Here is a 13,884-nt window from a genome sequence, read left to right on the forward strand (position 1 = left end):
GTGACCACGCGAGTCCGACTCGATCGCATTGCGTCGTCGACGCGGAATGCCGCGCTGCAGCCCGATGTCATCCTCGGTGACGAAATCGTGGCCGAGGAGGGATATGTCCTCGCGGTGCGCCTGCTTAACGACAAGAGCACATACAATGAAGTCGAGGACCTGAGCGGGCGGATGGTTGCGCTGCGCGCCGGCGACATCCTTGCCGGTACCCTGGGCGTTCGACGCGCGCTCCGGGGCTATGCCGGCGAGGTGCCCGCGACGCTTGCGGTGGGCGAGGTGATCAACGTCCTCAATCTCGGCGGCATTCTTGGCCGGTGCACGTCGCAGAATCCCGACATCGGCGCTCCGTTTGACGCGGAGGTTCTCGGCGCGGTGCTCGCCTTTCCGGACCTTGGCGATCGGGTCGGGCGGCCGGCGCACATCCGCGATCACGCCATTCCGCCGGCGGAGACTCTGCAGTGCGACATCCCGGTCGTGTACGTCGCGGGAACGTGCATGAACGCCGGCAAGACGGTCGCGGCGACCGAACTGGTGCGTGGTCTCACTCGCGCCGGCTGGCGCGTCGGCGCGGCCAAGCTCACCGGGGTGTCGCTGATGCGCGATGCCCTCTCGATGCGCGACGCCGGTGCGGTGGCCGCGGTGACCTTCAACGATGCCGGTGCCGCGAGCACGCGCGCCGGGATGACCGTGCCGGTCGCTCGCGGCCTGTTCAACCGGCTGGCCGATCCGCGCGGTGCCAAACCCGACGTCGTTGTCGCCGAACTCGGTGACGGGATCCTCGGCGAATACGGTGTCCAGGACATTCTGCGCGCGCCCGACCTGATGGCGATTGGGGCCGCATATGTCGTGGCGGCGCCCGATCCGGTCGCGTGCTGGGGTGCGCGCGAACTGATGCGCGATGAGTTCGACCTGCCGATCACGGCGATCACCGGTCCGGCCACCGACAACGATGTCGGTCGCCGATACATCGACCAGCAACTCGACCTCCCCGCGCACAACGCGCGTCGCGACGCGGAGGGGCTGGTGTTGCGGGTGCGCGAGGCGATTGATCGCTGGAAATCCCGCCGGGCGGACGCTGCATGAGAGTTGCGGTGCTGGGGGCCGCGGGGTACGCTGGCGGTGAATTGCTGCGGATCGCCCTGCAGCATCCGGAGGTGCGCGAGGTGACTGCCACCTCACGATCGCACGCAGGGAAACCGATCGCTGATCTTCATCCCGCGATGGCGCTGATCACGTCGGCTCGCTTCGCGGCGCACGATCCGGTGGCAGCCGCGCGCGGCAAGGATGTCGTCTTCCTCGCGCTCGAACACGGAGAATCCTCGGCACTCGTCGAATCGCTCGTCGACGCCGGCTGCGGCATGATCGTCGACCTCTCCGCGGATTTCCGGATCCGTGACGGGCGCCTGCACGAACGGTACTACACGGCGCCGCGCCCGGCGGCGATGGTGCACCGGTTTGCCTATGGGCTCGCTGATGTGGCGGGAAATGCGTTGCGGGGCTCGACGGCGATCGCCGCGCCGGGATGTTTCGCCACGGCGGCGCAACTCGGTCTGCGCGCACTTGCCGATCTGCCGCTGGCGGCGCCGCCGGTCGTCTTTGCGGTCACCGGATCGAGCGGCGCGGGTCAGCAGCCCAGGCCGACGACCCATCACCCGGCTCGCGCGCACAACATGTTCGCCTATCCGGGGATGGGCCATCGCCACGAAGGCGAGGTGCTGGAGCAGTGGCGCGCGTGGCGGAGCGATCCGGCGGCGCACGCCAGGATGATCTGCCACTCGGGGCCCTTTGTTCGCGGTATCCACGCCACGATCCACGCCCAGCTTGGCGCACCGGTCAGCGACGTCGGTCAGCATCTGCAGCAACAGTTTGCGGACCGGCCGTTCGTCCGGGTGCTCGACGCGCCGCCGCAGCTCACGCAGGTCGTCGGATCCAATTTCGCGTTGCTCCATGCGGTCGCTTCCGACGACCGTCGCGAACTCCAGGTCATGTGCGTCATCGACAACCTCATCAAGGGCGCCGGCGGACAGGCGGTCCAGGCGATGAATCTCGCGCTGGGCCTCGACGAAACCGCGGGGCTCACCGCGCCAGGAGTCTTTCCATGCTGACAGAGACGGCGCCGAGCGCGCTGCTTCCGGTGTATGCCACCTTTCCGTTGCGCGCAGTGTCGGGCCACGGATCGTGGCTCGTCGACGACACCGGCACCGAATGGCTTGATGCCTACGGCGGGCACGCAGTAGCGAGCTGCGGTCATTCGCATCCCGATGTGGTTGCCGCGATCGCAGATCAGGCGGCGCGGCTTCTCTTCTATTCGACCGCGGTGCCGCACGCGGCGCGTGAAGAGCTTGCCGACACGCTGGCGCGACTCGCTCCCGATCCGCTGGCGCATGTCTTCTTCTGCAATTCCGGTGCGGAAGCCAACGAAAACCAGTTGGGCCTCGCCCGCCGCAAGACCGGTCGCACCACGGTCGTGACAATGCGCGGTGGATGGCACGGCCGCACCGCGGCGACGCTGGCGTGCACCGATGGCGAGCGCTATGAAGCGGGCGCCCGGCGAGCGGGTGTGCCGTTGTCGCGCAAGGTTCCGTTCAACGACGTTGAGGCGCTGGACCACGCCGTTGACGATACCGTTGCTGCCGTGCTGCTCGAACCGGTGCAGGGATTCAGCGGCGCGCGCACGGCGACACCGGCGTTTCTGGAGGCGGCGCGCCGTCTTTGTAATGAGCGCGGTGCGAAGCTGCTCTTCGATGAAGTGCAATGCGGCGTCGGCCGGACCGGAACGTTCACCGCCGCGGAGCAGTTCGGGGTGGTCCCCGACGCGATTGCGATGGCCAAGGGGCTCGCGGCGGGGCTGCCGATCGGTGCCGTCGTGGCCGCACCATCGCTGGTCGACGACATCAAGGTCGGCGATCTCGGCTCGACCTTCGGCGGCGGCCCGGTGCCGTGCGCGGCGGCACTCGCGAACCTTGCCGTGATCGAGCGTGACGATCTGCTCGACAACGTGCGTACCGTGAGCAGCTGGATCGCCGCCGAGGCGCGTCGCCTGCCGCACGTCGTTGCGGTGCACGGGCTGGGGTTCCTCCTCGGCCTCGAACTCGATCGTCCCGCTGCGGAGGTGCAGCGCGCGCTCTGGGCGCACCACGTGCTCACCGGTACGTCGACCGATCCCCGTACGCTGCGCCTCCTCCCACCGCTCTCGTTCTCGCAGGATGAAGCGGGGAGGCTTCTCATGGCGCTGCGCTCGGTGCTGGCATGAGCGGACGCGATTTCCTGGCGATGGAAGAGTGGTCGGCGGACGAGATCGATCACCTCTTCGCGCTCGCGGCGCGGTGCAAGCGTCGCGAGATCGACAGCGGTCTGGTGAAGAAGGTGCTGGCGATGATCTTCATGGATCCGTCGCTGCGGACCCGGTCGTCGATGGAGACGGCGATGTTCCTCCACGGCGGTCACGCCCTCTGCCTCGAACCCGGGAAGGGAAGCTGGTCGCTCGAGACCGATGTCGATGCCGTGATGGACGGCGCCACGGTCGAACACATCATCGAAGCGGCGCGCGTGCTCAGCCGATACGCGGACGCGCTTGCCGTGCGGACCTTTCCCAAGGGGACGGACTGGAACGTCGAGCGTCAGGACCTGACGATCCGGAACTTCGCCAGGTACAGCACCAAGCCGGTGATCAATCTCGAATCCTCCCGCCGGCATCCATGCCAGGGGCTCGCCGACGCCTTCACGATGCAGGAGAAGCTCGGCGAGACTGGCGGAAAACGATTCGTGCTGATGTGGGCGTGGCATCCGAAGGCCCTCCCGACCGCCGTCCCGGCAAGCGGTGCGATCGCCGCGGCGCATCTCGGCATGCAGATCACGATTGCTCGTCCTCCGGGATTCGATCTCGACCCCGACGATTACGCTGCGATCCGGACGCTGGCGCAGGCCCGCGGCGGATCGGTCGACGTGACCGACGATCTCGACGGCGCGATCGACGGTGCCCACGTCGTCTATCCCAAGTCGTGGGGTTCGCTGCTTCACTTTGGCGCGCCGGACGCGGAGCGCGCTCTTCGGGAGGGTCGGCGCGACTGGCGATTGACCGCGGAACGGATGCGGCGAACGGCTGGCGGTGCGGGGATCGCGATGCACTGTCTCCCGGTCCGGCGCAACGTGGAAATCGATGGCGCCGTGCTCGATGGACCGCAGAGCGCGGTGATCGACGAAGCAGAGAATCGCCTCCACGTGCAGCGCGCGCTGCTGCTGGAAATGATCGGCGATGCAGGTCAGACCACTCGTGCGGGGATTGCAGCGTGACGATCGATTCAACCAAGGGTGTCACCGGTCTCAAGGGCGCGCTGCGATACGTCCGCGCCTATCGAGACAATGTGTTTGTCGTGAAGCTCGGCGGTGAGGTCCTTGCCGACGCGCATACTCTCGAGCAGGTGACCGAACAGCTCGCGCTCCTGGCGTCGCTGTCGATCCGGCTCGTCGTGGTCCACGGTGGCGGACCGCAGGCTACCGCGCTGTCCCGGCGAATGGGGATCGAGCCGGTGATGGTGGCGGGGCGTCGCGTCACCGACGACGCGGCGCTCGAGATCGCCAAGATGGTCTACCGCGGCCTGCTCAACACCCAGCTGGTATCGGCGCTTCACGGAAGCGGCGTGCAGGCGGTGGGATTGTCCGGTGTGGACGGCGAGTTGCTCAGCGCCACGCGCCGTCCGCCGGTCCGGGTCACGGACGACGCGGGGGTCGAGCGGACGGTGGACTACGGTCATGTCGGCGACATCGAACGCGTCGATTCGCGTGTGCTCCTCACGTTGATGGATGCGCGATTTGTTCCGGTCATTTCATCGCTCGCCGGCGACGCCGATGGCAACGTGTTCAACGTCAACGCGGACACCGTGGCCGAATCGATCGCCCTCGCGCTGAAAGCCCAGAAGCTGATTTTCCTCACCGGGGCGCCGGGCGTGCTGCGCGATCGCACGGACCCGGCCACGCTGGTGACGTTCGCCGATCCGGACGACTTGCAGGAACTCATCACCAGCGGTGCGGTGGCGGGCGGAATGCGGCCCAAGGTCGAATCGTGCATCCGCGCCGCCACCGGTGGCGTCGAGCGCACCCACATCATCGATGGCCGCGCGCCAGATGCGCTGCTGCTCGAGGTCTTCACCGGGTCGGGATGTGGAACGATGATCGTTGGGCGGAAGGAGAAGGCGACCTATCTCGGAGTTGACCTGGCCAGCTGAGATCGCGTTTCTCCGCGATCTCGTTGCCGTCCCGTCGATCAGCGGTGGCGAAGCCGCCGCAGCGGCGCTGGTCGAGGCGCGCGCGCAGGAGCTCGGGCTCGACGTGGTGCGCGACGAGACCAGCGTGCGCATTGCCGTTGGGGATGCGGCATCGGGGCCGACGCTTGCGCTGGCATCGCATCTCGATGTGGTCCCGCCGGGCGACGGCTGGACCCGCGATCCCTTCGTGCCGGAGATCGAACACGGGCTCCTGTACGGCCGCGGATCAGGGGATGCCAAGGCCTCCGTCAGCGCGATGCTGCACGCCGTGTGGGACCTGTCGCAGTCGCGCCGGGAATTTCGCGGCCGGCTCCTCGCCATCTTCTCATACGGCGAGGAAACCCGCTTCGCCACGATGCCCGATGCGATTGCCCGTGCCGGCGCCATCGACGCGGCGCTCGTCGGCGAACCGACCAATCTCCAGTTCGCGATCGCGCAACGCGGCCTGATGATGGTCGATCTCGTGGCGCGCGGGTCGCAGCGCCACGCCGGATATGCCGGTGACGGCGACAACGCGATCACGACACTGGCGCGCGATCTGGTCCGGCTCGACGACCTCGTGGGGGAGCGGGTGCACCCCGTTCTCGGCCGGGCGACGGTCACGCCGACGATGCTCGACGCCGGCGTGTCGCGGAACGTCACGCCGCCATCAGCCAAGGCGATTCTCGACGTTCGTTCGACGCCGGCCTGGTCGCACGACGAGCTGGAAGAGGCGCTTCGCGAACGACTGTCGAGCGAGGTGATCGTAACGTCGAAGCGGCTGGTGCCGTGCGAGACGCCGCCGGGATCACGCCTCCTGGGCGCCGCGCGACGTGCGGCACCGGCTGCCACCACCTTCGGCTCGCCGACCTGTTCCGACTGGTGCTACCTGCGGCACCTCGATGCGATCAAGGTCGGACCGGGGACGTCACGACGCTCGCACACGCCCGATGAGGCGGTCGAAATCGCTGAAGTCACGGAAGCGCGCGCCTTCTACTTCCGCACCGCGATGGAGTACCTCGCATGAAGCGATCGGAAACGCTCTGGTCTTCCTCGGCCGGCCCCGACCCGCGAATGCTGGCGTACACCGTCGGTGACGACCGGGTCGCCGATGCGCGCCTTCTTTCGTGGGACGTGATCGGCTCGCTCGGGCATCTCGAGGCGCTCGCCGGCGGCGGGATCATCTCGGCGCGCGAGCATGGTCGCATGCGCCGGGCGCTGCAGGCCGCGCTCGACGCGGCGAAGAGCGGGGCATTGCGGATCGAGGCGCGGCACGAGGACGTGCACAGCGCCGTAGAATTCTGGTTGACCCGTCATGCCGGCGACGTCGGCGAACGGGTCCACACCGGTCGGTCGCGCAACGACCAGGTCGCGCTCGACCTGCGGCTGTCGCTCAAGGATGAGGCGCTGTCGCTCCACGCGCGGATGATCGCCCTTGCGGAGGTGCTCCTCGCGTTCGGGCGTCAACACCGCGCCGTCGTGTGGCCGGGGTACACGCATCATCGGATTGCGATGCCGTCATCGGCCGGACTCTGGGCCGCGGCGTATGCCGAAGGGATCCTCGACGCCGCCGACGGGATCGCGGGGTTCTGGCCACGACTCGACCGGTCGCCCCTCGGCAGTGCTGCCGGGTACGGCGTCCCGCTACCGCTCGATCGCGAAGCCGCAGCGCGTGCGCTGGGATTTGCCGGCGTCGATCAGGTCGTCACCACCACGCAGAACGCTCGTGGACAGATCGAGGGAGCGGTCCTCTTCTGGTGTCTCGGTGCGGCGCAGGAATGTGCCAAGCTCTCCACCGACGTCATCCAGTTCAGCGCGGCGGAAGCGGGATGGGTGGTGCTGCCGCCGCGGTGGGCCACCGGCTCCAGCATCATGCCGCACAAGCGGAATCCCGATCTCTTCGAGCTGACGCGCGCACGGACGGCGCTGATCGAGGGCGATCTCGCCGCGGTGCTTGCGCTCCGCTCCAAACTGGCCGGCGGATATCACCGCGACTTTCAGCTGCTCAAGGGGCCGCTCTGGCGCGGTGTCGACCTGACGCGCGAGATGCTCGACATCCTGGCCGCAGCGATTCCGGAACTCGGCGTCAACGTGGCGCGCGGCGATGCGGCCCTCGTCAACGATGTTTTCGCGACCGACGAGGTGATGCGGCGGGTGAGTGCGGGTGCCCCCTTTCGACGCGCCTACCATGAAGTCGCCACCGCGAGTGCGCGTGGTGAGATCTTCCCACGCCCGTCGGCGCGAGCGCTTGCCGCGAAGCGCACCAGCACGGGCGGCATGGGGAACATTCCGTGGCGGGCACTCGCGGCGAGGGCCCGCGCCGCGCGTCGGTGGGGCGAAGGAGAGCGCCGCCGGTTCCAGGGTGCGCTCGACCGGCTCTGCGGCAGGAAACGTCGATGACACACGGCCGGCGACAGCGACACCTCAAGATCCTCGAACTGGTTGCCACCCGCCCGCTGCGGACCCAGGAGGATCTGGCCGAAGCGCTCGGCCGCGAAGGATGGGATGTGACGCAGAGCTCCGTGAGCCGCGATATCGCGGCGCTTGGATTGATCAAGATCGACGGCATTTATCAACGAGCCGCCGCGGCGCGGATCCGGGAGATCGTCGATCCGAATCAGCGCCGCATTGCCGAGTCGCTGCTGTCGGTCGAAACGGCGGGCGACGCATTGCTGGTGCTGCACACCCCGCCCGGCGAGGCACAGCGCGTCGGCAGCGCGATCGATCTGCTCGCGTGGCCTGAGGTGGTCGGAACGATCGGTGGAGACGATACCATCTTCGTGGCGACCCGGGATCGTGCGGCGCAGGCTCAGATCGTCCGGCATCTGCGCGGGCTCGCCGGCGGCGACGACGGCACCGACATGGACGAAGCCGATTCCCGCTAGCCTTCGATGATCGCGAGCAGCTCCGCCGGCGAGGCGCAGTAGTAGTCGGGCGCGACGATTTCGAGATGCGTCCGGTCGAACGGGCCCCATGTCACGCCCGCAGTCCGCACGCCGGCATTTCGTCCACAGATCACATCGTGATGTGAATCGCCGACAAAGAGGCAGCCTTCACGCGACGTACCCAGCGCTTCGAGTGCACGCTCCACCGGTTCGGGATGCGGTTTGGGGTGCGTGACATCATCGGCGCCGACGATGACCTCCATGACCGCTCCCAACCCAATCAGATTGAGCCCGCGCTGTGCACCCGATCGGTTCTTGCTGGTCACCAGCCCCAGCCGCCGCCCACCGGCGGCGATCCGCTGCACCATCATGACGACCTCGGGATATGCGTGAATCCGAGTATCGTGATGCGTCAGATTGTACTCGCGGTACGTCGCGATCCACGAGTCGATTGTGGCGGCGTCACCGGACATCGTGCCGAAGACGGCGCGGAGTGGCGTGCCCATCCCCGCCAGGATCTCATCCCGCGAACGGGGCGGGAGGCCGTGCGTCCGGAAGGTGTGGTGGTAGCTGTCGACGATCAGGTCGACCGAATCGATGAGCGTCCCGTCGAGGTCGAAGAGTACGGTGTCGAAATGCGCCATGCGTCAACGTAGCCAGCGAACGCTCGGAAGGTAGGGGACCGAGCGACACGGAACGGCTCACTGGAGGAAGATCGCGCCGACCACACAGGCGGTCACGGGACTCACACCCGGACAATCGGGAACGTCGGCTCGACAGAGTTCGTCGTCACGGGCCGCGCACAGGTCGGAGAGGATCGACCGTGCGCCCGCGGTCGGCGAGGCCGCTGCGAAGCGGAGCAACCGGTCGAGTCTGGCCAGTACCGCCGCGTCGCGCTCCTTCGCCGCACGGCGCGCCAGGCGGTGCACGCGAGCGATCAGGCCGGCGCATGGCGCGTGATGCTCCGATGACGCCAGGCCGAGCGCGGCGCGCATTGCCTCGCCAATCAACTGGCGCTGCTCGTCGACGCGGCCAACACCCGGCATCGCCCGCCGCGCTCGGTCGATCAGCGCGCGGGCCTGCCGCAGATCGCTGGTCCACGGCGTCCCGGCGATTCGCGTCACGACCATCCGTCCATGCCGCGATCCGCGCGCAAGTTGGACCGCGACAATTGTCGCAGAGGCGCCGCCGTCGCGCAGCGCCGTGGTGCTGACGTGCGATGCGGCGTCTCCGCACGCTGGAGGATGAAACTCGAGTGCGGCGAGCCATTGCCGTGTCAGTGCGCTCTTGCGGTCGATCCGCGCCGCGGGCGCCAGCGCCGCTTCGATCGCAGGGGCCGGCATCCGCACCACCACATCGACGCGATGGTGATGTTGACCGATCCGGAGCAGTCGCCCCTCACGTTGCTCGATGCGCATCGCCGTCCACGGCAGATCGACGTGGACGATCCGACCCGCGGCATGCAGGTCGAGTCCTTCGGCGGCGACGTCGGTCGCGATCAGCATCAACGGGACATGCCGGCGCGATTGCCACGACGCTCGTGATGGTCCGAACGCGGCAAGCACCGTTGCGCGATCCATCCGATGCGGGCCGATTCCCGCGGCACCACCGGTGACCCACGCCGCGGAATCACCCATTGTCTCCCGCAGTCGCTGGGCGGTGGCGCGATGGCGCGCAAAGCAGGTCGTAATCGCGCCGTCCGCGCACCGATGCGCGATGTCGACAATCCATCGCTCCGCCGGCGCCGGTTGAGCGAGGATCCTGTCGAGATATGCAATGTCGCCATGGGGAAGATCGCCCAATGCCGGCTGGACCTCGAGCAACGGCCAGAAGACGAGCTGGTCGAGTGCCTCTCCCGCGAATCGGCGGAGCATGGCGCGAGACGCCCCCCCCGAGTCTCGAGACTGCAGCAGCAGGGCGCGATACCGATGGAGTGCACTCCACAGCGCGGCGTCGCTCGACGCGGCGGCATCGAGGAGCACCGACCGGACCAGTCGCCGGACGCTCCCCGATTCGCTCAGCACCAGCCGGCCGATCACTGCGACCGCAGCTTCTCCTCGGCGGACCTCCTCCTCGTCGGCGTTGATCACTTCCGTTCGCCGTGCGAAGAGCTCCGGCGGTACAGCGGTCGACCGCACCACGACCCGGCGGAGCCCTGAATTCGTGGGAATCTCCTGTTGCAGGTCGGTCAATCGCTGGGTGCCATCCAGGGCCAGCGCATCGTCCGACACGACCAGGCGGAGCAGCGCGATGAGATCCGCGACGCGATTGACGATTGGCGTGGCGCTGATCAGCAAGGTCTTCCGGCCGACGAGCCATGGTGCCATCGTGCGGCTTCGCCGAGACGACAGGTCCCGAAAGCGGTGGGCTTCGTCGACGATCACCAGTCTCGCGTCTATCGGCGGCAACTTTCCGCGCGACAGCCGCTCGTGCGTCCAGAAGGTCAATTGGAGCTGGGCACGCGCTGCGGCCGACTCCCACTGCCCACGAACGATGGCCGGAACCATGGCAACGACCGGACCGTCATGCCGCGATGCGATGGCCAGCGCTATCCAGGTTTTTCCGGTACCCGGTCGCTCCGCCAGCAGGGCGCCGTCCCACCCTCGCAACGCCGCGGTCACCCGCCGCCATGGCTCGATCTGGTGAGGGAGCAGGAACGCCGGCGCCGCCGCGTTCGGCAATTCTGCCCTCTCTGCGTCGGCGATGCGCTGCAGCGTCGTCGCGAGCGGATGGGTGGTGAGAGAGGCAGCGCCCATCTCCGCCGGATGCGCAACCGATCGGAGCGCTTCAGCGACGACGCGCGGCCACGGCATCGAATAACTGGCGTTCTGACGTCGAAAGATCGAGCAATTGCGCGACGTGCGAATCGAGTGCGTCCTGTACGTCGTGGCCGGCCGCCGTATGGCAGAATGCCGCGAGGACCGGATCGCCCAACGCGACCGCTGGCAGTGGAATCGCGCCGACGGCCCGGGCGGCATAGCGCGCGCATCCGCCGGCCGCCGGTTCCGCCACGAGCCGAGCCAGCACGCGAATCGGTGTGGCATTCAGCCACGCCGCGAGCGACGCGGCGATGAGTTCCGACCGGACCGCCGCGACATAGCAGCTGTTGAGCGGAACGTCGGACGATCGCCACACCACGGCGGCTTGCAACGTCGGAGCGAGGTCTCGCCATATCACGCGGTGGGGCGCTGTCGCAGCGCGCGTTCGGAACAGCTGCCACCAGGGCCCGTTGTGATGATCAGCGCGACGCTTGAGTCGCAACGCATGAGTCTCGAGATATTCCGCGACCGGCGTGGGAAGCGTCTCCCACGGAACGCCGCGGTCGTCCGCCGGCCAGAGTACCATCGTGCCGGCCGGCGCAGAGAACGGCCTGATGTCTCGTCCCCTGATTGCCGGGCGTCCCCACGCGTGCAGTGCCGCCGGCGGATCGATGAATGCCGCATTGGCGCCGGTCTTGAGTCCCAGCTGCGCCGCGACATGCTCCGATAGCGGCGGATGCTCGCGCGACAGTCGTGCGGCGATGCGATGGATCTCGGGTGACCCGAGGCTCCACGTCGCAGCGCTCCCCCACTGCTGCTGCGGTGCAGTCGGTGCGTCGCGGGTCAGCCCGAGACGGACGCGATCCGTTGCCGACGGCGGTCGCCGGCTGGCGATCAGCGCAAGCGGATACGTTGTCGCGTCGAAGCCGGCGCGCGGATCGTCGGCGAGGTCGGCCACACAATGGAGCGATGTCTTGGTCGCCAGTGACGCTCTGGCGGCGGCACCATAATTCGCCGTGGCGATCTTGGCTGGGACCAGCAACGCCACGGTGCCGTCCGGCGCTGCCAGTTCGACGCTCCGCTCCATGAAGGCAATCGCGATATCGGGGAGATGTTGCCACCCCGTTCCGCTGCCGCGCCACCAGCGATACCGCTGCATGAGGGTGTCTCGAGTCGACGGCGCCAGTCGCTCGGCCCGGATCCACGGGGGATTGCCCAGGACGAGATCAAACCCGCCGCGGCGTGCGAAGACGGGAGCAAACGCCGTCCGGATGGCGAATGGCGCGGAAGACGCATCACGCGCCAGACGGCGAAGCTCCGCGCGACACCTCCACATTGCCGCTCGGAGGGTGACCAGTTCGCGCCGACCGGCGGTGCCGACACGATGTCGTCCGCCGAAGAGAGTCGGAGCGCGTGCTGCCGCAAGCCACTGGGCGATGTCCTGCTGCAATTGATCTCGGCGCTGCTCGAGCGCCTCGAGGACTGCCCGTCGCTCACTCGCGCGGGCGGAAGTGATCGCAGCACGTTTCGGTTGCCCATGCATTCCATCGATCGACCGCTGACGGGCAGCAATCAACTGCGCGGCGCGACGGCCGACCGTCTCATGATGGAGTGGATCGATCAGCGTGTCGCCCGCTCGCACCCTGGCGTCGAGATTCGGCAGTGGCGGAATCTCCGCAATCGATCGGCCGCGCATCGCTCGCAGGACTTCGAGCCAGAGCCGGAGTTCGCAGAGCCGTACCGCATCCGGATGTCGGTCGACACCATAGAGTCGGCGGGTGACGAGAAAGCGAGTGCGCCCGGCATGCCGAGGACCCGGCCCGTGAAGGATCGCCAGCGCACCGACCAGAAACGCGCCCGATCCCACCGCGGGATCGAGCACGGCCACGTCGAGCAGCGTCCGGCGCAACACGGGGTCTGGATCGTCGAGCGATCTGGCGAGTTCCGATTCTCCCCGGGGCATTCGCCACGCGAGGTGGCACGTCAAGGCGTCCCGCACCAGTGCCTCGACCAGCGCCGGTGGCGTGAAGAACGTGCCATGCTCCTTGCGTTCCGCAGGTTGCATGACTCCTTCGAACACGCGACCAAGGAGTTCCGGGGCGACTCGTCCATCGTCGGCATCGGCATCGAGCGTCACGTCGACCCGCTCGACCAACGCTTCGAACGCATGCTGCCAGTACGAAACGGGAAGTCGCATCTTGATTCGCCGCTCAATCACGTGTGGTTCGAACAGGCCGCCGTTGAGGAACGGAACTGCACCAAAGGACCGCGCGAGCGCACTTCGTTCGTGAGCGGGCCGATTGAGCGTGCCGAAGAAGAGCGGATCGAGGAAATAGCGTGTGGGGTCACGACGAGCAGCAGCGCACCGGTCGAAGCCATCGAGCAGGAAGCGCGGATTCCCGTCGAGCCAGCCTTCCGATTCGACGAACCGCAGAAAGAGAAGGCGAGTCAGCTGGGCCAGGGTCCATGCGTGACGATCTTCCAGCCGGACCGACCGCGGGAGCATCTCCACGCCGGCGCGAATCAGGCCGTGAAGGAGACGAAATGTTCTGCGGCCTTCGGCATCGACGTCGAGCGCCTCGGCGAACGCGACCGCCTGCTCCAGCGACGTGACGGAGGCAGCTCGCACCGCGCGAGCAAGCCGGCGGAATGGCAGCGCCATGACGTCGCCGCGGAGCATTGCGACCGGACGCATCGGATGGACATTGATCACCGCACTCCAGCGATCGGTTGCCGGGTCCGATCCGACGACCAATCCAAGCCTCCCGCACCGAGCTAAACGTCTGGCGGTGTGGACCGTCTCATGTGAGGAACCGATGACGCCCCAGACGTCCAGCGCCGCCAGCGTACCGATCGCGGCAATCGGAATCGGGCCGAGAAACACTCGCGGAAGGGCCAACGCTTCGCCACCGAGATGGCGAACGAGCGCGGCGAACTCCGCCATCGACTCGGCCTTCGACGAGGATTCCATGCGGGTAGACTCGCAGCCCGCGATCG

Annotated in this window: 11 protein-coding genes; 8 read left to right on the forward strand and 3 right to left on the reverse strand. The window is 67.8% G+C overall.

Annotated features, from left to right (window positions below):
- From VGM20_10810 to VGM20_10845, 8 genes are read left to right on the forward strand one after another with little or no spacing between them, the layout of a single operon-like run.
- Positions 1–1,083 (forward strand): hypothetical protein, encoded by a 1,083-nt coding sequence (locus tag VGM20_10810; GenBank protein ID HEY4101351.1) that lies wholly within the window; start codon positions 1–3, stop codon positions 1,081–1,083.
- Positions 1,080–2,105, forward strand: a complete 1,026-nt coding sequence (gene argC, locus VGM20_10815) for an N-acetyl-gamma-glutamyl-phosphate reductase (GenBank protein ID HEY4101352.1) — start codon at positions 1,080–1,082, stop codon at positions 2,103–2,105. The genes VGM20_10810 and argC overlap by 4 nt, the downstream gene beginning before the upstream one ends.
- A complete protein-coding gene (locus tag VGM20_10820; protein ID HEY4101353.1) occupies positions 2,099–3,253 on the forward strand; it encodes an aminotransferase class III-fold pyridoxal phosphate-dependent enzyme in 1,155 nt (384 codons plus the stop codon). The genes argC and VGM20_10820 overlap by 7 nt, the downstream gene beginning before the upstream one ends.
- Positions 3,250–4,293: an N-acetylornithine carbamoyltransferase gene (locus VGM20_10825; protein HEY4101354.1), complete on the forward strand. Its 1,044-nt coding sequence runs from the start codon at positions 3,250–3,252 to the stop codon at positions 4,291–4,293. Before VGM20_10820 ends, VGM20_10825 begins: the two co-directional genes overlap by 4 nt.
- Complete coding sequence (gene argB, locus VGM20_10830; GenBank protein ID HEY4101355.1) at positions 4,290–5,225, forward strand: acetylglutamate kinase; 936 nt, start codon at positions 4,290–4,292, stop codon at positions 5,223–5,225. Before VGM20_10825 ends, argB begins: the two co-directional genes overlap by 4 nt.
- Positions 5,209–6,270 (forward strand): M20/M25/M40 family metallo-hydrolase, encoded by a 1,062-nt coding sequence (locus VGM20_10835; GenBank protein ID HEY4101356.1) that lies wholly within the window; start codon positions 5,209–5,211, stop codon positions 6,268–6,270. The genes argB and VGM20_10835 overlap by 17 nt, the downstream gene beginning before the upstream one ends.
- The gene (locus VGM20_10840; GenBank protein ID HEY4101357.1) at positions 6,267–7,643 is read left to right on the forward strand and encodes a lyase family protein; all 1,377 of its coding nucleotides are present in this window, start codon (positions 6,267–6,269) and stop codon (positions 7,641–7,643) included. Before VGM20_10835 ends, VGM20_10840 begins: the two co-directional genes overlap by 4 nt.
- A complete protein-coding gene (locus tag VGM20_10845) occupies positions 7,640–8,128 on the forward strand; it encodes a hypothetical protein (protein ID HEY4101358.1) in 489 nt (162 codons plus the stop codon). The genes VGM20_10840 and VGM20_10845 overlap by 4 nt, the downstream gene beginning before the upstream one ends.
- Here VGM20_10845 and ppaX read toward each other — a convergent pair.
- The 3 genes from ppaX to VGM20_10860 are packed head-to-tail and all read right to left on the reverse strand — an operon-like array spanning position 8,125 to position 13,858.
- The gene (gene ppaX / locus VGM20_10850; GenBank protein ID HEY4101359.1) at positions 8,125–8,772 is read right to left on the reverse strand and encodes a pyrophosphatase PpaX; all 648 of its coding nucleotides are present in this window, start codon (positions 8,770–8,772) and stop codon (positions 8,125–8,127) included. The two genes, VGM20_10845 and ppaX, sit on opposite strands and share 4 nt — an antisense overlap.
- Positions 8,773–8,829: 57 nt before the next feature.
- Positions 8,830–10,941 carry a DEAD/DEAH box helicase gene (locus tag VGM20_10855; GenBank protein ID HEY4101360.1) on the reverse strand — a complete coding sequence of 704 codons (2,112 nt, stop codon included), beginning with the start codon at positions 10,939–10,941 and terminating at the stop codon, positions 8,830–8,832.
- Positions 10,916–13,858 (reverse strand): N-6 DNA methylase, encoded by a 2,943-nt coding sequence (locus VGM20_10860; GenBank protein ID HEY4101361.1) that lies wholly within the window; start codon positions 13,856–13,858, stop codon positions 10,916–10,918. Before VGM20_10860 ends, VGM20_10855 begins: the two co-directional genes overlap by 26 nt.
- Between the last annotated feature and the right edge of the window lie 26 nt (positions 13,859–13,884).

This window comes from Gemmatimonadales bacterium, assembly GCA_036500345.1.
Taxonomy (GTDB): domain Bacteria; phylum Gemmatimonadota; class Gemmatimonadetes; order Gemmatimonadales; family GWC2-71-9; genus Palsa-1233.

What these genes read in the sequence shown, in the direction of transcription:
- argC (HEY4101352.1), top strand. Translation starts at nt 1,080, where the DNA reads ATGAGAGTTGCGGTGCTGGGGGCCGCGGGGTACGCTGGCGGTGAATTG.
- VGM20_10845 (HEY4101358.1), top strand. Translation starts at nt 7,640, where the DNA reads ATGACACACGGCCGGCGACAGCGACACCTCAAGATCCTCGAACTGGTT.
- VGM20_10860 (HEY4101361.1), bottom strand. Translation starts at nt 13,858, where the DNA reads ATGGAATCCTCGTCGAAGGCCGAGTCGATGGCGGAGTTCGCCGCGCTC.
- VGM20_10855 (HEY4101360.1), bottom strand. Translation starts at nt 10,941, where the DNA reads ATGCCGTGGCCGCGCGTCGTCGCTGAAGCGCTCCGATCGGTTGCGCAT.
- VGM20_10840 (HEY4101357.1), top strand. Translation starts at nt 6,267, where the DNA reads ATGAAGCGATCGGAAACGCTCTGGTCTTCCTCGGCCGGCCCCGACCCG.
- VGM20_10825 (HEY4101354.1), top strand. Translation starts at nt 3,250, where the DNA reads ATGAGCGGACGCGATTTCCTGGCGATGGAAGAGTGGTCGGCGGACGAG.
- VGM20_10820 (HEY4101353.1), top strand. Translation starts at nt 2,099, where the DNA reads ATGCTGACAGAGACGGCGCCGAGCGCGCTGCTTCCGGTGTATGCCACC.
- ppaX (HEY4101359.1), bottom strand. Translation starts at nt 8,772, where the DNA reads ATGGCGCATTTCGACACCGTACTCTTCGACCTCGACGGGACGCTCATC.